Genomic DNA, 19,489 nt, shown 5'->3' with positions numbered 1-19,489 from the left:
CCGCGGACCACCCCGGGATCCACAAGATCGGCAGCGTACCGGCGCATTCTGGACTACGGTGGTGATCGGTTCGCCTCGTGAAGATTTGGAGTTGGTCCGGTGACCGCCCCTAAGAGCCCGTCGTCCCGCGACTTCACGAATGGCGTGCCCACTCCGGCCCGAATGTACGATTATTCACTCGGCGGCAAGGACAACTACGAGGTCGATCGTCAAGCCGTGCTCGAGGTGAATCGCCGGATCCCGGGCGGCCTGGACATCGCCCGGCAGAATCGGCTCTTCCTCTATCGTGCCGTGCGCTTCCTGGCGCGTGATTCCGGGATCCGCCAGTTCCTCGATCTGGGCAGCGGACTGCCGACCCAGCAGAACGTGCATCACGTCGCTCAGGAATTCCAGCCGGACGCGAACGTGGTCTATGTCGACGACGACCCTGTGGTGCTGACCCATGGCCGGGCGATCCTGGCCGAGAACGCCCGGACCAGGGTCATCATGGCGGACATCCGCGAGACCGCTGAGATCCTGGCACATCCGCAGGTCCGCGAGCTCATCGACTTCGCCGAGCCCGTCGCCATACTGTGCCTGTCGGTGGGCCATTCCATTCCGGACGACGCGACACTGCGAAATATGCTCACCACGCTGGTGGCCGCAATGCGCGGCGGAAGTTACCTGGCATTCTCCCAGGCCGCCACCACGACGCCGGAACAGGCGGCCGCGGCCACCGAAGTCGCCACCGGCCTGGGCCTGGACTGGAAGACGCGTACCACCGACGAGGTCGCCGCACTCCTCCCGGAAGAACTGGAATCGGTGGAGCCCGGACTGCTCGACGTCGACGGCTGGCGGCCGGACCCCTCGCAACCGCCGTTGGCACCCGTCGACGCTCCATTGCTTCCCTTTATCGGGATGCGGGCACAGAGCGAGGAGCACAAACACTCCATGGAGTTCGGCGGAGTGCTCCGCAGGCCCTGACGCCGTATCGCTCGATTTCCCCGGGCCCGCACGCGACCCCTTTCAAGCACAGAAATCAGCGATGGCGCCGGTCGGATGTCGTGAGCCCGGCGCACGGAGGCCGGGTCGGCCCATTCGGTGGCGGCGTGCGGCTCCCCCGCCGTCGGCGCGGTGGTGGTTCAGTGCCGGTTGGCGGCGGTGCCCTCCGTGCTCAGCAGCACGACGGTGCAGTCCCGGCCCGCGGACAGGGACTCACGGCGCGCGGCGCCGTCCGCACCGGCGAGGGCCGTGCGCAGGCCGGCCAGGGACGCCGCCCCGCAGGGACCGGAGGAGATTCCGAGCGCGCCCAGGTCCAACACCGCGCGGCCACTGGCGGCGTCGGTGACGGCGACCGCAGTGTCGAGGCCGTCCCGGAGAAAGGGCCAGGCGAGGCTCGACGGTGTGCCGCAGTTGAGGCCCGCCATGGTCGTGATGCCGGTTTCCACCGTGCGCGGGCGCCCTTCGAGGAGGCTCGCCAGCACGCACGCCGCGACGTCCGGTTCCACGGCCAGCAGCGACGGCGGCGGGCCTTCGGTGCGGCTGCGATAGTGGGCGACGGCCGCCTGGGCGAGCGAGCCCACGCCCACCGGAACGGTGACGAGATCGGCCGTTCCCGCGCCGGATGCGCGCAGCTGCTCGTCGATCTCGGCGAACAGCGTGGAGTAGCCCTCGACGATCCAGCCGGGTATCTCCTCGTACCCCGGCCAGGCGGTGTCCTGGAGCAGCAGGCCCGATGGCCCGTCCGCCGCCCGGCGGGCCTGCCGTACCGCCTCGTCGTAGCTCCCCGGCACCCGGGCGACCTCGGCACCCTCGGCGGTGATGTCGGCGACGGCCGCCGGGTGGATGCCGTCCGGTACGAAGACCTGGGCGGGCAGCCGGAGGAGACGCGCGATGCGCGCGACGGCTCGGCCGTGGTTCCCGTCGGTCGCCGTGACCAGCCGTACCGGCGGCAGGGACGCGATCCGCTCGCGCAGCTCCCCCAGCGTCGCGGGAGCCGTACCGCGGACACGTGCCGACAGGGCCCGGTGGGCTGCCCACGAGGCACCGAGGACCTTGAAGGCGGGCAGGCCCAGCCGGGCGGACTCGTCCTTGACGAAGAGACGGCCCACGCCCAGCTCCCCGGCGAGCGCGGGGACCTCGGTCAGCGGCGTCGGCGCGTAGCCCGGCAACGACTCGTGGAAGCTCCTCACCCCACTCGGCGCGGGCCCGCAGGTCCAGGACCGCGCGGCGGGCCGTGCGTACCAACGCTGTGACGGTTCGGTGTCGGCGTCGAAGGCGGCTGCGGCGTCGGAGGCGGCTGCGTCGGTGTCCGGGGCGGCTGGGTCGGCGTCGGCGGGGCGCGAGCCGGACTGAGCGGAATTGTGCATGCCGACACGCTGCACCACCCGCGTCACCTCGGTCCAGCGCCGGCCCTACAGCTGTTGCCCGGTCTTCGGGTCATAGCGGACCTGTACGGCGGCGACCTGGTCGGTCGGCAGGATCTCGACCCACTGGTCGAAGACCTGGTACGGCTCGGCCGGGCGGAAACCGCCCGCGAGCGGGTCGAACCCGGTCTCGTAGACCTCTTCGGTGGCGAGCAGGTTCTCCACGTCGGTGTTGGATTCCTGCAGCTTCTCCGCGACCTTCCGCAAGACCTCTTCGACCGTCAGCCCCTCGTACTCAGGAGGATCTCCCGGCTGGAAGGGGTAGGTCAGGCCGAGAGCCGCTTCGCCCTCGACGTCGGCGAGCCAGTCGAGCGCGGCGAGTTCGTGACCGGGCCGCACCGGCAGGACGGCTTTGGCCCAGGCGGCGTTGAGGAACTCGTTGCGGCGCTCGTCACCGTCGATCTGGATCAGCCAGCCCAGCGAGCTGCCCAGGGGGGCCGGCCGGGTCTCCTCGGTGATGAGGTAGTTCACCCGCCATTCGGGGGTGGCCTGGCCCTGCGGATCGAGGGCGTTGGTCATGTCCGTATGGGAGTACCAGCCGGCCACGGTCGCCCCCGCGAGGGGCTTCGAGGCGTCCGGTGCCGAGATGGGCGCCGGCACCGGATACCTGCCGAGACTGCTCTCGGTGGGATGCGTGACGGTGGTGCTCGGACGCCAGAAGTCGGGAGCGACGAAGTACAGCATCTCATCCACGTCGAAGATCTGGCGGATCAGCTCCGAGCCGAGGTGCGGATCCTCGCCCAGCCCGAGTCGGTGGACCAGTTTCCCGAATACCGTCTGCCGTTCCTCGCTGCGAAGGTCCTCGGGCGGGCGCGAGCGCATCGAGCTGACCAGCTTGAGGCGGTTGCGCACGGCGTTGCCGTAGGCGGCGCGCTGGAGTTGTGCGACCTGCTCGTTGTACGCCGCCGCCGCGTCGGCGTTGATCTGGTCGATCGCCTCCTGGGCCTCGTCGGTCGGCGTGTAGATGATGACGATGTCGAAGGGCATGGACTTCTTGCCCTGGAAGTTCGCGTAGGTCAGCCGCACCTTGAGGGTGTTCTTCACCGGGTCGGGGTTCGTTCCCATATCGGGCGCGGTGATGGTGAACTGCACCTGGGCACCGTGAACATCGATGGAAGCGATCTTGGTGAGGGCATAACCCGCCGGGATGGGCGGCAGCGGGAACTCGAAGAAGAACTGAATCGTGTCGTCGTTGCCCACAGTGCTCGTGTTCACGCCCCGGTCGATGTTGTCGGGGTGCGGCGTGTAGGTCTCGACGGCCTCGTCGTCGGGCCCGGCGTCGTGCAGGAACGGTACGTCCAGGCGGAAGGGCACCTGCTTCTCGGCCGCCGGCGGCAGTACCTCGGGCGGTTTGAGGGCGGTCAGGTCGGGCGCCGGGACGATGTCGACCAGATCTCCCAACCCCAGGTCGCGCCCCGGGGAGTTGAAGTAGACCTGCCAGCTCAACCGGGTGCCGATGTGCTGCAACTGCACGCCGACCTTCCGCATCTTGCGCCGCAGTTCGTAATTGACCAACTGATCCGTGGTGTTCTGAACGACGTACCGGCGGCTGGACGTGTCCGTGGTCTCGGTCACCGTCTTGAACGTGGTCTTGAAGTTCCGCTTGATCTCGCTGCTGACCTTCGCACTCTGCGTGCGGGTGTGCTTGTGGGTCTGCTCCGAGGAACTCTTGACGGTGCTCTGCGTGCTGAAGCTCGCGCTCGCGTCGGCGTGGTAGATCGGCGCGTTCACGCCGCCCGTCACGCTGACTCCGAGCTTGGTGTCGTTGGCGTTCTCCTCCTTGACCGCGTCGGCGACGTCGTCCTGCCGGGTCAGGCTCTCCTCGACCTTGCGCGAGGTCTCCTCGGCCTGCTCGGCGAACTTCTCGACCAACGTGCGCCGCGTACTGGTCTCGACCACCTCCACAGTGCCGCCCGGGCTGATCCACAGATGTCCCGCCGGGGCGCCGAGGAAGGTGTCGAACTCGAAGAAGTACTGGCGGAAGAGGTTCACCAGGCCGACCGGCGACAGCACGCCTTGAGCGGCGGCCGCGAACCGCTCGGTCAGTGCCGTCAGGTTCTCGTCCCTGAGCGTGCGCGCGGCGGCTCCGGAGAAGCTCTCGCGGCTCAGGCCGGCCGGCTCGTGATCTCCGGTGCCCGCCTGGGCGCGCAAAGTGTTCTGTGCGCCGAACCAGCCGGCCAGCGGCTGGTAGACGCCGAACACCTCGCTGGCGTACGGCAGCGTGCCCGCGAAGTCGGGAACCGGGCGGCCGTTGAACACCGGCGGACCCACCACCGGCGCGGGCAGCACCTGCACATGAGCGGGGTTGCCGCCCTGGGTCGTGGCGAAGGGCAGTGACGCCCACGCCTGACCGGACGAGGCCTTCACGAGGAACACCTCACAGGTGCTCTCGGCGGCCGGGGCGACGAACGAGAGCGTCTGGACACCCGGCGACGTGATGAGCCGCCCGACGTACTGCCGGGACGACGACGGATCCCGCTGCAGGAAGGTCGCCGCCAGTTGCGGAACCCCCGGATAGGAGTCCGGGTTCTGCACGTCCACGGCGCTGGGCAGCCCGAACGCGATCCGCTGCCCCACCTGCAGTTCGCCCGGCCCGCTCGGGTCGATGCGGTACGACCAGATCTTGAACCCCGTGCCCGCACCGGGAGCGGGGAGCGGAGTTCTACCCGTGAACGTGACAACCAGCGCCATGGCATCCCCCCTGGACTCGGCCCCTGGCCGTCAACTTGTCACGAAAATTCGTGGCGTGACAGCACGTGGCCGGAGATGGCCTGTCGGTAGCCCCGGAGGCCGGCTATGGCGCGTACAGCACGGCCGCTTCCGGCGTGGCCACCATGGAGCGCACCCCTTCGAGTGTGAGCAGGCCACCGCGTTCGGACTCGGCGGCGAAGCGCTCCTCGCCCAGCGCGTCCCGGACCCGCGCGGTGATGCGGTCGATGTCGCCGCGATCGATGGGGGTCACGAGCATGGAGCCCGACGCGCGCATCGCGGCCGCCGCGCCCAGGAGCCGGGCGGCGCAGTCGTGGCGTCCGGTGAGGGCCAGCGCCCCGGCCATCCCGTCGATGGCGATCGTCATGTCCCGGGAACCCTCCAGCCTCTCGACGACGTCGAGCGTCCGCAGATGCAACGCGAGGGCCTCCGCCGCCTCGCCACGATGCTCGGCGACGAAGGCCAGCTCGGTGTAGATCATGGAGAGGTACGGTGGCGGTGCCTCTTCGGCGTCCTGGCGGGGAGTGCGGTTCAGCACGTCACGCAGGTGGGTCTCGGCGGTGTCGAGGCGGCCGCCCCTGCGGGCGGCGAAGGCGAGCCCGATCAGGGCGAAGATCTGCCCTGGCTGGTGACTCTGGCCGGCGGCCAATCGCAGCGCCCGCTCGCACCAGCCCTCCGCCTCGGCGTGGTCGCCGCGCTGCAGGGCCAGCCAGCCGAGCCAGCCCAGCCGGCCGGCGACCTCCGTCCACAGCTCGAGCTCCTCGGCCATGCGCAGCCCGTCCCGGTGCATCCGCTCGGCCCGCTCGAGGTCGCCGTTCAGCTCGGCCAGCGCACCGAGCCAGCCGGTGGCCTCCAGCTGACCCCAGCGATCGCCGAGCTCGCCGAACAGCTCCGCGCTCCGCTCGCCGTCGCGTTCGAGTACGGCCAGGTCACCGCGGACGTGCGCGAGCTTGGCCCGCCCGGCGAGAGCGGCGGCCTCTCCCCACCGGTCGCCGAGTGCCTCGAAGACCGGCAGCGCGCTGCTCAGCAGCTCTTCGGTGGCGGCCAGGTCGCCAAGGTCGATCCCGGCGTACGCCAGGAACCACTCGGCTCTGGCACGCCCGCCAGGGTCGGCCGCCCCGTCGTACAGCGCCAGTGCGGTACGGCGCCGGGCCTCCCGGTCGGCGCCGTCACCGCGCAGGAAGCCGAGCCCGGCGTCCCAGGCCAGGGCCCTTGCCCGCAGCACGGTGTGCGGTACGGCGGTGAAGGCCCCGGTCTCGGGCCCGGACGCCACGGTCTCGGGCCCGGACGCCACGGTCTCGGGCCCGGAGATCCGAACGGCGCCGGGCGCGTCGCCGGCGACGGCGAGCGCCGCCGCGAGGGACCGCCGGGCCTCGGTCAGCCGGCCGCGCAGGAACCAGTACCAGGCCATCGCGTTGACGAGACCCAGCGCGCCGCCCGCGTCGCCGTCCTCGACGGCGGCATTGAGCGCGGCACGCAGATTGGCGGCCTCAGCGTCGAGGCGCCGCAGCCACCGCCGCTGGTCGGCCCCGTACATGTACGACTCGGCCCGCATGGCGAGGTCGGCGTAGTGGTCGCGGTGGCGCCGCCGCAGCCGCTCCAGCTCCCCCGCGTCCCTCAGGCGGTCGACGCAGTAGGCCGCCACCGATTCCAGCAACCGGTACCGGGGCGCCTCGGAACTGTCCACCATGACCACCAGTGACCGGTCCACCAGACGCGTCAGCAGGTCGAGGACGTCCAGACCGGTTTCCGCGCAGACCGCCTCGGCGGCGTCCAGGGTGCACCCGTCGGCGTGCACGGCGAGTCTGCGCAGTACGACGCGTTCGGGGTCCGGCAGGAGTTCCCAGCTCCAATCGATCATCGCCATCAGGGTCTGCTGACGCGGCGGAGCACCACGGTGCCCGGTGGCCAGCAGCCGGAACCGGTCGTCCAGGCGGTCGACGAGCCCGTGCACGCCGAGCGACCGCACCCTCGTGGCCGCCAGTTCCAGCGCCAGCGGGATGCCGTCCAACCGGCGGCAGAGCACTGCGACGGCGGGCGCGGTGTCCGCGTCGAGGGTGAATTCCCTGGCGGCGGCGGAGGCGCGCGCCACGAACAACCGCACCGAGCCGGCGCGCTCCAGGGCCGCGAGGTCGGCGGCCGGGTCGGGCACCTCCAGCGGCGGAACGCTCCAGACGACCTCGCCGGCCAGGGCGAGCGGCTCCTGGCTGGTGACCAGCAGCCGAAGCCCGGGAGCCGTCCGCAGTAGCAGCTCCGCCAGCTCGGCGGCCGGTTCGACGACGTGTTCACAGTTGTCCAGGACCAGCAGCAGCCGCCTTGGCCGCAGCGCCTCGGTGAGCCGGTCGACGGCGGTCACCGGCTCACCGTGCTCCGCGGCTCCCCCGGCGTCCCGGATGTCCAGGACCGCCATGATCGTTTCAGCCAGCCGGGTCGCCGCGTCGTGGTCGGCGGGCCGGTCGAGCGACGCCAGCTCGACCAGCCACACTCCGTCGGCGAACGCGTCAGCGGCGTCGGCGGGGCCATGGGACGCCCCCGACTGCGGCGGCGTCCCGGTGCCGGGGGCGGTGCCGGAAGCGGAAGCGATGCCGGAAGCGGAAGCGATGCCGGGGGCGGGGCCGGGAGCGGAAGCGATGCCGGGAGCGGAAGCGGGGCCGGGCTCGGCCGACAGGACGGCCGCCCGCCTGGCCGTCTCGACCGCGAGGCGGGTCTTGCCCACCCCGCCGGGACCGGTGAGCGTCACCAGGCGATGTGCCTCCAGCAGGGCGTGGATGTCGGCGACCGCCTCGTCCCTGCCGATCAGGTCGGTGAGGGGCGCGGGCAGGTTCGGGGCGGTGAGGCGCGGGGCGGTCCGGGCCGACGCCGAGCCGGTCGCGGTGGGCGCGGCCAGCGCCGGATCCTGGGTCAGGATCGCCTGTTGCAGGGCGACCAGGTCGGCACTCGGGTCCAAGCCCAGTTCGTCGGCCAGCAGGGCGCGCAGTTCCTCGTAGCTGTCGAGCGCCTCACTCTGCCGGCCGGAGCGGTAGAGGGCCCGCATGTGCGCGGCGCGCAGCCTCTCCCGGAGCGGATGCGCCGCCAGCAGGTCACCGAGCTCCCCGGCCAGCAGGGTGTGCTCGCCCAGGGCGAGCCGCACCTCCGCCTGGTCCTCCTGCGCGGTCAGCCGCTGCTCGGCCAGACGGGCCGCTGCGGGCCGGATGAACGGCTCGTCGGCGAAGTCCGCGAACGCCGGGCCACGCCAGCACGCCAGCGCGTCCGACAGCAGCGCCGCCCTGGCCCGCGGATCGCCGCTCCGGCTCGCCTCGGCGATCAGGGCCTGGAAGCGCTCGGCGTCGGTACCGGCCGTCAGCTGGTAGCCCGCCGGCCGGTGGACGACCAGCTCCCGGCCACCCGGCTCGGCGTCCTCCAGGGCCCGGCGAAGCTGCGACACCTTGGCCGACAGCGCACCCGCGGGGTTACCGGGCAGGTCGTCGCCCCACAGATCGTCGATGAGCCGGTCGGCGGGCACCGGCCGCCCCTCGTGCACCAGCAGATCGGCCAGCAGAGCGCGGACCTTCAGTCCGGGCACCGTGACCTGTTCGCCGCCGGCCGTCCACACCGACAACGGGCCCAACACCCCAAAACGCATGGACGCCACGATAACGGCAGACCCGGCCCCGTTTTACGGCCGATCGCGCGCCCGCAGGGCCGGGCCGTCAACCGACCGGAAACAAGCCGTAAACGGCCTTCGGCATGGTGAGGAACGTCGAGCCGGAGACGAGAACGAAGGAGGCGGGCAGATGCCGCAGGACGATCCGCTGCGATTGGCGATCATCATCGCCAGCACCCGCAACGGCCGGTTCGGCCCCACGGTGGCCTCCTGGTTCGCCGCCAGGGCCCGCAGGCGTACGGACCTGGACATCGATCTGATCGACCTGGCCGAGGCGGGACTGCCGCAGACGCTCACCGACCAGGACGAGCCCGTCCCCGCGCCGGTGGCGGCCCTGGCCCCGCGGCTGACCGCCGCCGACGCGTTCGCGGTGGTCACGCCCGAGTACAACCGGAGCTTCCCCGCTCCGCTCAAGACGGCCATCGACTGGTACTACGAGGAATGGCAGGCGAAGCCGGTCGCCTTCGTCGCCTACGGCAGGGAATCCGGCGGCCTGCACGCCGTCGACCAGCTCCGCCAGGTCTTCACCGAGCTGGACGCCGTGGCCATCCGCGACGCGATCAGCCTTCCGCGGTACTGGGACCTGTTCGCCGCCGACGGCACATGGCCCAAGGTCACCGCGGACTGCAACGCCGCCGCTGCGACCACCCTGGACCGGCTGTGCTGGTGGGCCCACGCGCTGCGGGACGCGCGGGCCAAGCGACCGTACGTCCCTTGAATCCCGGCACACCCCGACCGAACCCATCACTCCCCACCACCGCTAACGACCACGACCTCGACCACGACCACGACCACGACCACGACCGATCAACAGCGCACGATCCGTGACCCGGAGGAAAAGAAAATGCGAAAGATCATCGCGTCGACCTACGCGACGCTCGACGGCTACATCGACAACCCGCACCTGTGGATGATGCAGTACGGCACCGAGGAGGCCCAAAAGTACTCCTTCGACCTCCTCATGGGCAGCGACGCCGTCCTGATGGGGCGGGTCACCTATGAGGGCATGGCGCAGGCCTGGCCGGAGAGGGGCGGCGACCCGTTCGCCGACAAGGCGAACAGCATGGCCAAGTACGTGGTCACCTCGACCCTGGAGAAGGCCGACTGGAACAACACCACGATCATCCCCGGCAACGACGTCGTCGCCGCGGTCACCGAGTTGAAGCGGCAGCCCGGCGACGACATCCTCATCTGGGGCTGCGGCCGGCTGACCGACACGCTCATGGAGCACGGTCTCCTGGACGAGTACCGGATCTCGGTCTACCCGGTCATCAAGGGCGAGGGCCAGCGCCTGTTCCGCGAGGGCATTGAGGCGACCCTGGAACTCACCGACACCACGGTCTTCGGCCAGGGCGTCGTTCTCACCTACCGGCCGCTGAGCGCGGGCGGCGACGAGGACGGGGCCGCGCCGGCCGCCGGCTGAGTGCCGCCAGGGAGGCACCGCCTGGGACACAGCGTCAGGGAGGCACCGTCAGGAAGGCAGCGTCAGGGAGGCACCGCCGGGGCCACGAGGGTGAACACCGCCCTCGTGGCCCCGGCGCCGTGCCCTAGCGGCGACGTCAGCCGCGGAGGCCGGAGGGCGGCCGGTGGTCCAGCCGTGGCCCGCGAACCGCGCGATGCACGGATGCACGGATGTACGCGAGCCGCGCGACCCGCGCTCAGGGAGCCGTCTCTTCACGCCCCTCCCCCGGCCGGTATGCGGTGCAGGCCTCGACGAAGTCGCGGACGACCGCCCGGTGGTCGCCGGCGCGCCAGGCGATGGACAGCAATGTCGGGGACAGGCCCGTGACCGGCCGGGTGACGATTCCGGGTCTGCGGTAGATGGCGGCGTTGCCCGAGCTGAGCAGGGCGATGCCCAGCCCATTGGTGATGGCCTCGAAGGTCTCGTCGGCGTTGGCGACCGTGGCGCCGATCCGTACGGGATGCCCGGCGCGCTGGTCCATCGCCAGCCAGTGGTCGCGCACCGCACCGGCGTCCTGCGGGAGCGCGAGGAACGGTTCGTCGAGGAGTTCGGCGAAGGCGATCTCCTCGTTTCCGGCGAGCCGATGCGCGGCGGGCAGGGCGACCCAGCGCGGTTCGGTGACGAGGACGCGCGAGGTGAGCGGCGGCTCCGCCGACGCGGGCAGCCAGATCAGCGCGACGTCGGCCGTTCCGTCGGCCAGCCCCGCCGTCGGGTCGCCCCAGTCGACCTGACGGGGCTGGATCCGCCAGGACGGGTGCCGCATCGCGAAGCGTTCGGCGGCCGAGGGCAGCAGATCGCGCCCCACGCTCGTCGACATCCCCACGCGCAGCACCGCCGTCTCGGCGGCGGCCGCGTCGGCGACCGCACGCTGCGCCTCGTCCCACCGGGCGACGACGTCCCGGGCCGGCGAGACCAAGGCGCTGCCGGCCGCGGTCAGCGCGACCGAGCGGCGGTCGCGGACGAACAGCGGCACTCGCAACGTCGCCTCCAGCCGCCCGATCTGCTTGCTCAGCGCGGGCTGGGACACGAAGAGCCGTTCCGCCGCCCGGGTGAAGTGCAGTTCCTCGGCGACCGCGAGGAAGTAGCGAAGATCCCGCACATGGACGTCCATAGCCATTGGTTATCACCAGTGGTCTTGGACACGCCACCGGCGGTGTCGACACGCTGTCCTCATGCGGACACCCCTCACCCCGACTCCTCTCGCACGAACGCGCCTCGCGCGGAAGGCCGTCGCTCGAACGCGCCTCGCGCGGACGACGGTGTGCACGGTCGTGCTGGCGATGGCCGCCGGGGGCTGCGGTGGGTCGGGGCCCTCACCCACGGCGTCCCCCTCGGCCCCCTCGACCATGTCGTCCGAGCCGCCCGCGTCGGCCACGGCCGGGCCGGACGCGGCGGTGGACGTCGCCGCGGCCGGCCGGGCGTACGTCGACGCGGTCAACGAGGAGGACCTGGCCGGCCTGGCTGAGGCGTTCACGACGGACGCGGAGATCGTCGACGTCAGCCGGAGCATCCGCGGTCGCGCGGCCATCCGCGACTGGGCCGCCGCCGAGGTCATCGGCGGGCGGCTGCGCGTACTGCGGATCACGCCCATGCCCGGCGGCCAGGATCTGCTCGTGCACTGGGCCCCGTCCGGATCCGCCGGCTGGCGGGCGCATTACCGCTTCACCTACCGCGACGGCGCGATCGCTCGGGCCGACCTGCAGTACGCCTGAAGGACAGTGACCAGGAGGAAGACATGACGACATCGGGACGGCACAGCGCGTCGCGCCGTGGAGTGGTGACGGCCGCCACGTGCCGAGCTGACCGGCCCGGGGTGAAGCGAGGGCGAGGGTACGACCCGGGCCGGATCAGCCGGCGGAGTCAGCCCTGTTCGGGCACCACCGGGGAGACCGGCAGGTAGATCCGGCCGCCGGAGCCGGTGAACTCCTCCGCCTTCTCGCGCATCCCGCGGGTCAGCGCCTCTGTGTCGGTCAGGCCGTTTGCCTCGGCGTACCGCCGCACATCCTGGGTGATCTTCATGCTGCAGAAGTGCGGGCCGCACATCGAGCAGAAGTGCGCGGTCTTGGCCGGTGCGGCGGGCAGCGTCTCGTCATGGAACGACCGCGCGGTGTCGGGGTCGAGCGCGAGGTTGAACTGGTCCTCCCAGCGGAACTCGAACCGGGCGTCCGACAGCGCGTCGTCCCAGGCCTGAGCGCCCGGGTGGCCCTTCGCCAGGTCGGCGGCATGCGCCGCGATCTTGTACGCGATGACGCCCGCCTTCACGTCGTCCTTGTCCGGCAGCCCCAGATGCTCCTTGGGGGTTACGTAACAGAGCATCGCGGTGCCGTACCAGCCGATCATCGCCGCGCCGATCGCCGACGTGATGTGGTCGTACCCGGGTGCGATGTCGGTCGTGAGCGGCCCGAGCGTGTAGAACGGCGCCTCGTCGCAGAGCTCCATCTGCAGGTCGACGTTCTTTTTGATCTTGTGCATGGGGACATGCCCCGGTCCCTCGATCATGACCTGGTTGTCGTACTCCGCTGCGATCTTGGTCAGCTCGCCGAGGGTGCGCAGTTCGGCGAGCTGGGCCTCGTCGTTGGCGTCGTAGATCGAGCCGGGCCGCAGGCCGTCGCCGAGCGACCAGGTGACGTCATAGGCGGCGAAGATCTCGCAGAGCTCCCGGAAGTGCGTGTAGAGGAAGTTCTCCCGGTGGTGGGCGAGGCACCACGCCGCCAGGATCGAGCCGCCGCGCGAGACGATCCCGGTCTTGCGCCGCGCGGTCAGCGGCACGTACGGAAGCCGGACCCCGGCGTGGACGGTCATGTAGTCGACGCCCTGCTCGCACTGCTCGATCACGGTGTCGCGGTAGACCTCCCAGGTCAGCGCCTCCGGCCGACCGTCGACCTTCTCCAGCGCCTGGTAGATCGGCACGGTGCCGACGGGGACGGGCGCGTTGCGCAGGATCCACTCCCGGGTGGTGTGGATGTCCCGCCCCGTCGACAGATCCATGATCGTGTCAGCGCCCCAGCGGGTCGCCCAGGTCATCTTGTCGACCTCCTCGTCGATCGAGGAGGCCACCGCCGAGTTCCCGATGTTGGCGTTGATCTTGACCAGGAAGTTCCGGCCGATGATCATCGGCTCGGACTCGGGATGGTTGACGTTCGAGGGCAGCACCGCGCGTCCCCGCGCGAGCTCGTCCCGCACGAACTCCGGTGCGACGCCTTCGCGCAGCGCCACGAACTCCATCTCGGGGGTGATCTCACCGCGCCGGGCGTAGGCGCGCTGGGTCACCGCCCCGCCCGTGGCTCTGCGGGGGCGGCGAGGCGGAAAGGCGGCCTGGTCGCGGCGCGGGTCGGGTGATCTGCGCCCGTCGTCCTGCGGGCCGATCGGCTGGCCGTCGTACTCCTCGGTGTCGCCTCGTTCGGCGACCCATGCGGTGCGCAGCGCCGGCAGGCCGCGGCGTACGTCCGGCTCGTACGACGGGTCGGTGTACGGACCGGACGTGTCGTACAGGACGACGGTCTCGTCGGTGGTGAGCGGGACCTCCCGCATCGGCACCCGGAGGTCGGGCCGCGATCCGGTCACGAACGTCTTGCGGGCGGCGGTCTTGCGGGCGGGCGGAACGGTGGACTCGGCGGTCGCGTGGGCAGGCGAAACAGCTGAATCGGTCATGGTGCTACGACAACTCCCTACGCCGGCATTACCCGGTCAGGTTCGAGCGGTCGGCGACCCCTGACGTCGCCCTCTCAGCCCGGTCATGGCCGGGCTCCCGCGTCCTGTCGTGATCGACGTTAACCCGGCGGCATCCTCTTGCCGCAACCCCCCGCGCTGGGATAAGGGTCCTCGGTTCGCTACAAAGTCATATTTCCTAGCAAGTCTATTGACATTGTAGAGAATACTCCGGAACATGGCGAAGTGATCATGCATGGGCGTCTTGTCACCTGTACGGCCACCTTGCCGTATCGGAACGATCCAAGCCCGATCACCCAGCACACGCGGAAGGATGGAGATGCGCACGTCTCTCCGGAGAATGGCCATCGCCGTGGTAGCGGCGATCGCCCTGGTCGCGCCCTCGGGCGCGGCGCTGCAGACGGTCTCGGCGTCGGCCAGGATCCCTGCCCCTGACGACTACTTCGGCTTCCCCATCGGTTCCGACGGCAACCTCGCGACCGCCGACAAGATGCGGAGCTACTTCCAGCTCATCGCCAAGGACAGCGACAAGGTCGACTACGCGAAGCTCGGCGACGCCACGCTCGGCAACCCGTACTACATGCTGACCATCAGCTCCAGGAAGAACCTGCGCGATCTCGACCGCCTCGTCGCGATCAACAACCGGCTGGCGGACCCGCGCGGGCTCTCCCAGGCACAGGCGCAGAAGCTCGCCGCCGAGGGCAAGCCCATCTACTACGTCCAGGCCGGCATCCACTCGACCGAGGTCGGCAACGCCCAGGCGATGCTCGAGATCGCCCATCGCTTCGCGACCGAGGACTCGCCCTACATCAGGCACATCCTCGACAACGCGATCATCCTGATGGTGCCGGCCCAGAACCCCGACGGGCTCAAGCTGGTCAACGACTACTTCACGGCGACCGCGGGGACCAACTACGCGCGGACCTACCCGGACCTCTACCAGAAGTACACGGGGCACGACGGCAACCGCGACTGGTTCATGTTCACGCAGGCCGAGAGCCGGCTGATGGTCGCGATCCAGAACAAGTACCACCCGCAGGCATTCCAGGACGCCCACCAGGCGGGCACGGGCGCCCCCCGGATGTTCACCCCGCCCTACCTCTCGCCGTCCGACCCCAACATCGACCCCATCACCGTGCAGCAGACCAACGCCCTCGGCATGGCGATGCAGCGCGGCATGACGGCGGCGGGGATGAAGGGCGTCGGGTGGGGCATGACCTACGACTACTGGTCGCCGTCCCGCCAGTACCAGGCCTACCACGGGTCGGTGCGGATCCTCACCGAGGCGGCCAGCGTCTCCAACCTGGCCTACCCGTACACCAGCACGCGCCCGATCGGCCAGCAGGAGGCCGACACCAACTTCATCGAGCCGTACGACCAGAACGTCTGGCGGCTGCGCCAGATCCTCGACTACACCTCGCAGGCGTTCTACTCCGGCGTCGAGGCGCTGGCGAACGACCCGTACAACTGGCTGTACAACTTCTACCGGGTCGGCCAGAAGGCGGTCGCGAGGACCGACGCCCACGCCTACGTCATCCCCGCGAACCAGCGTGACCCGCAGGCGATCCACGACGTCCTCGACATCCTGCGCACCGGGGCCGTCGAGATCCATCGGGCGAGTACCGCGTTCACGGCGGGCGGAAAGGACTACCCGGCCGGCTCCTACGTGGTCTACCTGGCCCAGCCGTACGGCGCGTTCGCCAAGACACTGCTCGAGGTCCAGCACTATCCGGAGTTGCTGCAGTATCCGGGCGGACCACCACAGCGTCCGTACGACGTCACGGCGCAGACCCTGCCCATGCTCCTCGGCTTCAAGGCCGATCTGGTCAAGGACCGGTTCACCGTGCAGGCGGCGCCGGTCGGCCAGGCCGGGCCGGAGCCGGTGACGCCGCCCGCCGCCCCCGGCGAGGACGGCGCCTACGTCGTGGGTCCCGAGTCGTACGGCGTCTTCCAGATCGTCTCCGCTCTGCAGAAGCAGGGGATCCCGACGTTCCGCGCGGCGGAGAAGTTCACCGACCGGGGCCACGACTTCCCGGCGGGGACGTTCGTCGTGCCGCCGACCGCGCAGGCCCGCGAGGTCCTGCTGAGCCAGTCGCAGGCCACCGGGATCCCGGTCTCGACGATTTCGAAGGTCCCGGAGATCTCGGGCACCAAGCTGAAGCCCGGCACTCGGATCGGACTGCTCAAGCCGGCCAACAACATGCCGGCGGGCTGGCTGATGTGGATGTTCGACCAGTACAAGGTGAACTACCAGACCCTGAAGGCGCAGGACTACCAGGGCGATCTCAGGTCGAAGTACGACACCATCGTCATCCCCAGCGACGTGAGCAGGAACAACATCGTCAACGGGCTCAACGCGAACAACTACCCGCCCGAGTGGAGCTGGGCGTTCGGCGTCGGCGAGGCCGGCTGGAACAAGCTGCGCCAGTTCGTGGAGGACGGCGGGACGCTGGTCACGTACGGCAGCGCCACGAACACCGCGGACCAGCTGCTGGACCTGCCGATCGAGTCGGTGCTGCCGAGCGGCTCCTCGACCTTCTACTCCCCCGGCTCGCTGCTCAGCCAGCGGATCGACGTCGACAACCCGGTCGGCTGGGGAATGGACCCCGAGAACCCGGTGTGGTTCGAGGGCGACGACGCCTTCCGGGTGACCGACCCCGGCAAGTACGACGTCAAGGTCGTCTCGAAGTACCCCGACAGCGGGTCACAGCTGCAGAGCGGCTGGCTGATCGGCGGCCAGCACCTCAATGGCGCCGACAACGCGATGACCTTCAACGTCGGCAAGGGTTACGTGGTGACCTTCGGCAACCAGGCCGGATTCCGCACCTGGAACCGCGCCGAACAGAAGATGATCTTCAATGCGGCCTACCACGGCCCGTCGGAGAAGCTCGCCCCGGCCGAATTCGCCGAGCTCGGCGGCTGACCGCGGCTCCGGCCCGCACCGCGCCGGGCCGGGCCGGAGTCGGCCGGGTGCTCTCGACGCCGCGGGTGGGAGGCGGTCCCGTCTCCCACCCGCGACGCCTCCCCGCCGGCACGTCCACCCGCGACGCCTTCCCACCGGCGGCGTCCACCCCGACGTCTTCCACCAGCCACGTCTTCCCCCAGCCACGTCTTCGACCACTGATGTGACCGTGCCCGCGCACGCCCGTCGTTCCGCCGATCCGCGACCACCGGAGAGAGCCCGCATGAACGAGCCGCTGACCGCCGACGTCCCGGCGGCCGACAAGAACGCCGTGATCGAGCTACCCGTGATCGAACTGCGGGGCGTGCGGAAGTCCTTCGGCGGCCTGGAGGTCCTCAAGGGCGTGGATCTCACCGTCACCCGAGGCGAGGTCGTCGTCATCATCGGCCCGTCCGGCGGCGGCAAGAGCACTCTGCTGCGCTGCGTCAACCTGCTGGAGCCGATCACCGCTGGAAAGGTGTTCCTGGAAGGGCGGGACCTGACCGAGCCCGGGGTCGACCTCAACGAGGTCCGCCGGCAGATCGGGATGGTCTTCCAGCAGTTCAACCTGTTCCCGCACCTGACCGCGCTGGACAACCTCACGCTGGCCCCGCGCAGGCTGCTCAGGACGCCACGGACCGAGGCCGAGCAGGCGGCCCGCGAGCTGCTCGACCGGGTGGGGCTGGCCGACAAGGCCGGCAGCCATCCCGGGCAACTGTCCGGTGGCCAGCAGCAGCGCGTCGCCATCGCACGCGCGCTGATGATGGCCCCGCACGTCATGCTCTTCGACGAGGTGACCTCCGCGCTGGACCCGGAGCTGGTCAGCGAGGTCCTCGACGTCATGCGGGATCTCGCCCGATCCGGCATGACCATGCTCTGCGTCACCCACGAGATGGGCTTCGCCCGTGAGCTCGGCGACCGTCTGGTGTTCGTCGACGGCGGGGTCATCGCCGAGCAGGGCCGGCCGGCCGATGTGCTGGACGAGCCGAGCGGCGAGCGCACCCGTCAGTTCCTCCGCAAGGTGTTGAGATGACCCGCCTGAGCGCGGGTGGAAGGAGTTCATTTTGAGAGCGAGACTCGGCGGTCTCCTGGCCGTCGTCGCGCTGGTCGCCGCCGCCTGCGGCGGTTCGAACGGCGGGTCCGGCGACTCCGGCGGATCGGGAACGCCGGTGGACGTCGGCACTCCGCTGCCGGCGAACGTGAAGAGCAAGGGCCGCCTGGCGGTCGGCGTCAAGTGCGACTACCCGCCGTTCGGTTACATCGACGAGGGCGGGAAGAACGCCGGCTTCGAGATCGCGATCGCGCGCAAGTTCGCCTCGTACGCCTTCGGCAAGGAGAGCGCCGTCCAGCTGACCTGCGTGACCGGGGCCAACCGGGTGCCGTTCCTCACGACCAACCGCATCGATCTCATCCTGGCGACGATGAACTACACCCCGGAGCGGGCCCAGACCATCGATTTCACGACGCCGTACTTCAGCAGCGGCGTGAAGCTGCTGGTGCCCAAGGACTCCCCCGTCGCCTCGTTCGCCGACCTGGCGGGCAAGCAGGTCGTCACCACCAACGGATCGACCGCGAGCATCTGGCTGAGCCAGTGCATGAAGGACGTGAAGCAGGTGCCCTTCGGCCAGACCAGCGAGGCGCTCACCGCGCTGAAGCACGACCGAGGCGCGGCGTTCGCCCAGGACGACACGCTGCTGGTCGACCTGGCCGCGAAGAACACCGACCTGAAGGTCGTGGGCGATTCGAAGGCTCCGAGCCCCTGGGGCATGGGCGTCCGCAAAGGCGACAAGGCCATGCTGACCTGGGTCGACGCCGCCCTCGCGAAGATGCAGGGCGAGGACTTCCTGTGGACGGAGTTCCAGCGGGCGGTCAAGGACAAGGAGGTCCAGGCACAGTTCCAGCAGTTCCTCCCGCGCCCCGGCAACGCTCTGAAGTACCCGACCGGATCGACCATCAAGTGCTGACCGCATGGTGATGACCGACGGCTACCGGTTCGACGCGGGATTCGTCTTCTCCCACCTCGGCGAACTGGGGAACGGCCTCCTTCGTACGCTCGCGATCAGCGCCATCGGCATGGCCGGTGCGCTCGTGGTCGGGGTCTCGCTCGGCGCTCTCTGCGCGTTGCGCGTCCCGGTCGTACGGCAGCTGACGCGGGCGTACGTGGAGGTGTTCCGCAACACGCCGCTGCTGGTGCAGATCTTCTTTCTCTACTTCGCCCTGCCCGACGCCGGAGTGAAGCTCAGCGCCTTCACCGTGGGGTGGCTGTCGCTGGTGCTCTGGGGCGGCGCCTACAACGTGGAGAACTTCCGGGCCGGCTTCGAGGCGGTGCAGCCCGGATACGTCGAGGCGTCCCGCGCCCTCGGCTTCCCCGTACTCGCCGCGTTCCGCCGCGTTGTGCTTCCGCTGGGCTGGCGGATCGCGCTGCCATCGGTGACCAACACCCAGGTGTCGGTGTTCAAGAACTCGTCGTTCATGATCGCGATCAGTTATCCCGAGCTCACCGAGACGGCCATCAACATCGTCTCGGTCAGGTTCCGGGTCTTCGAGATGTTCATCGCCATCGGCGTCGTGTACCTGGCGCTGGTCTGGCTGACCTCGATGGGCGCGCGGTCCGTCGAGCGCCGCTTCGCCATCCCGGGAGGTCTCTAGATGCGCGCACC

At 70.2% G+C, this 19,489-nt stretch carries 13 protein-coding genes and 1 riboswitch; of the genes, 8 read left to right on the top strand and 5 right to left on the bottom strand.

Annotation, left to right across the window (positions count from 1 at the left end; genetic code table 11):
• Positions 1–162 precede the first annotated feature (162 nt).
• Positions 163–963, top strand: a complete 801-nt coding sequence (locus HKK74_RS25110; RefSeq protein ID WP_222722713.1) for an SAM-dependent methyltransferase — start codon at positions 163–165, stop codon at positions 961–963.
• Positions 964–1,121: 158 nt separating this feature from the next.
• Here HKK74_RS25110 and HKK74_RS25105 read toward each other — a convergent pair whose 3' ends face one another.
• From HKK74_RS25105 to HKK74_RS25095, 3 genes are all read right to left on the bottom strand, one after another.
• Positions 1,122–2,366: a diaminopropionate ammonia-lyase gene (locus HKK74_RS25105; protein WP_312881736.1), complete on the bottom strand. Its 1,245-nt coding sequence runs from the start codon at positions 2,364–2,366 to the stop codon at positions 1,122–1,124.
• 27 nt (positions 2,367–2,393) lie between these two features.
• Positions 2,394–5,096, bottom strand: a complete 2,703-nt coding sequence (locus HKK74_RS25100; RefSeq protein WP_187245807.1) for a hypothetical protein — start codon at positions 5,094–5,096, stop codon at positions 2,394–2,396.
• 103 nt (positions 5,097–5,199) lie between these two features.
• Positions 5,200–8,736: an AfsR/SARP family transcriptional regulator gene (locus tag HKK74_RS25095; RefSeq protein WP_187245806.1), complete on the bottom strand. Its 3,537-nt coding sequence runs from the start codon at positions 8,734–8,736 to the stop codon at positions 5,200–5,202.
• Between the two features lie 151 nt (positions 8,737–8,887).
• Between HKK74_RS25095 and HKK74_RS25090 the strand changes: the two genes are divergently transcribed.
• On the top strand, positions 8,888–9,475 hold the full coding sequence (locus tag HKK74_RS25090) for an NADPH-dependent FMN reductase (RefSeq protein WP_187245805.1): 588 nt from the start codon (positions 8,888–8,890) through the stop codon (positions 9,473–9,475).
• A gap of 126 nt (positions 9,476–9,601) precedes the next feature.
• On the top strand, positions 9,602–10,180 hold the full coding sequence (locus HKK74_RS25085; RefSeq protein WP_187245804.1) for a dihydrofolate reductase family protein: 579 nt from the start codon (positions 9,602–9,604) through the stop codon (positions 10,178–10,180).
• Between the two features lie 235 nt (positions 10,181–10,415).
• Here the strand turns inward: HKK74_RS25085 and HKK74_RS25080 are convergent, their stop codons facing one another.
• Positions 10,416–11,330, bottom strand: coding sequence for a LysR family transcriptional regulator (locus tag HKK74_RS25080; RefSeq protein WP_187245803.1), 915 nt, complete (start codon positions 11,328–11,330; stop codon positions 10,416–10,418).
• Between the two features lie 61 nt (positions 11,331–11,391).
• Between HKK74_RS25080 and HKK74_RS25075 the strand changes: the two genes are divergently transcribed.
• Positions 11,392–11,931 carry a nuclear transport factor 2 family protein gene (locus HKK74_RS25075; RefSeq protein WP_187245802.1) on the top strand — a complete coding sequence of 180 codons (540 nt, stop codon included), beginning with the start codon at positions 11,392–11,394 and terminating at the stop codon, positions 11,929–11,931.
• 148 nt (positions 11,932–12,079) lie between these two features.
• Here HKK74_RS25075 and thiC read toward each other — a convergent pair whose 3' ends face one another.
• Positions 12,080–13,870 carry a phosphomethylpyrimidine synthase ThiC gene (gene thiC / locus HKK74_RS25070; RefSeq protein ID WP_187245801.1) on the bottom strand — a complete coding sequence of 597 codons (1,791 nt, stop codon included), beginning with the start codon at positions 13,868–13,870 and terminating at the stop codon, positions 12,080–12,082.
• Positions 13,868–13,981, bottom strand: a riboswitch (TPP riboswitch). It overlaps the preceding gene by 3 nt.
• 226 nt (positions 13,982–14,207) lie before the next feature.
• Between thiC and HKK74_RS25065 the strand changes: the two genes are divergently transcribed.
• From HKK74_RS25065 to HKK74_RS25050, 4 genes are all read left to right on the top strand, one after another.
• Positions 14,208–16,811: a M14 family metallopeptidase gene (locus HKK74_RS25065; protein WP_187245800.1), complete on the top strand. Its 2,604-nt coding sequence runs from the start codon at positions 14,208–14,210 to the stop codon at positions 16,809–16,811.
• A 262-nt stretch (positions 16,812–17,073) separates the two neighbouring features.
• Positions 17,074–17,862, top strand: a complete 789-nt coding sequence (locus HKK74_RS25060) for an amino acid ABC transporter ATP-binding protein (protein WP_222722712.1) — start codon at positions 17,074–17,076, stop codon at positions 17,860–17,862.
• A 31-nt stretch (positions 17,863–17,893) separates the two neighbouring features.
• Positions 17,894–18,793, top strand: a complete 900-nt coding sequence (locus HKK74_RS25055) for a transporter substrate-binding domain-containing protein (RefSeq protein WP_187245799.1) — start codon at positions 17,894–17,896, stop codon at positions 18,791–18,793.
• A 10-nt stretch (positions 18,794–18,803) separates the two neighbouring features.
• Entirely contained in the window at positions 18,804–19,478 is a 675-nt protein-coding gene (locus HKK74_RS25050) for an amino acid ABC transporter permease (protein WP_187245798.1), read from the top strand.
• The last annotated feature ends 11 nt before the right edge of the window (positions 19,479–19,489 follow it).

Source organism: Actinomadura alba (assembly GCF_014323705.1).
GTDB lineage: Bacteria > Actinomycetota > Actinomycetes > Streptosporangiales > Streptosporangiaceae > Actinomadura_C > Actinomadura_C alba.
Note: the sequence above shows the minus strand (reverse complement) of the source record. Positions and strands in the feature narration are given on the sequence as shown.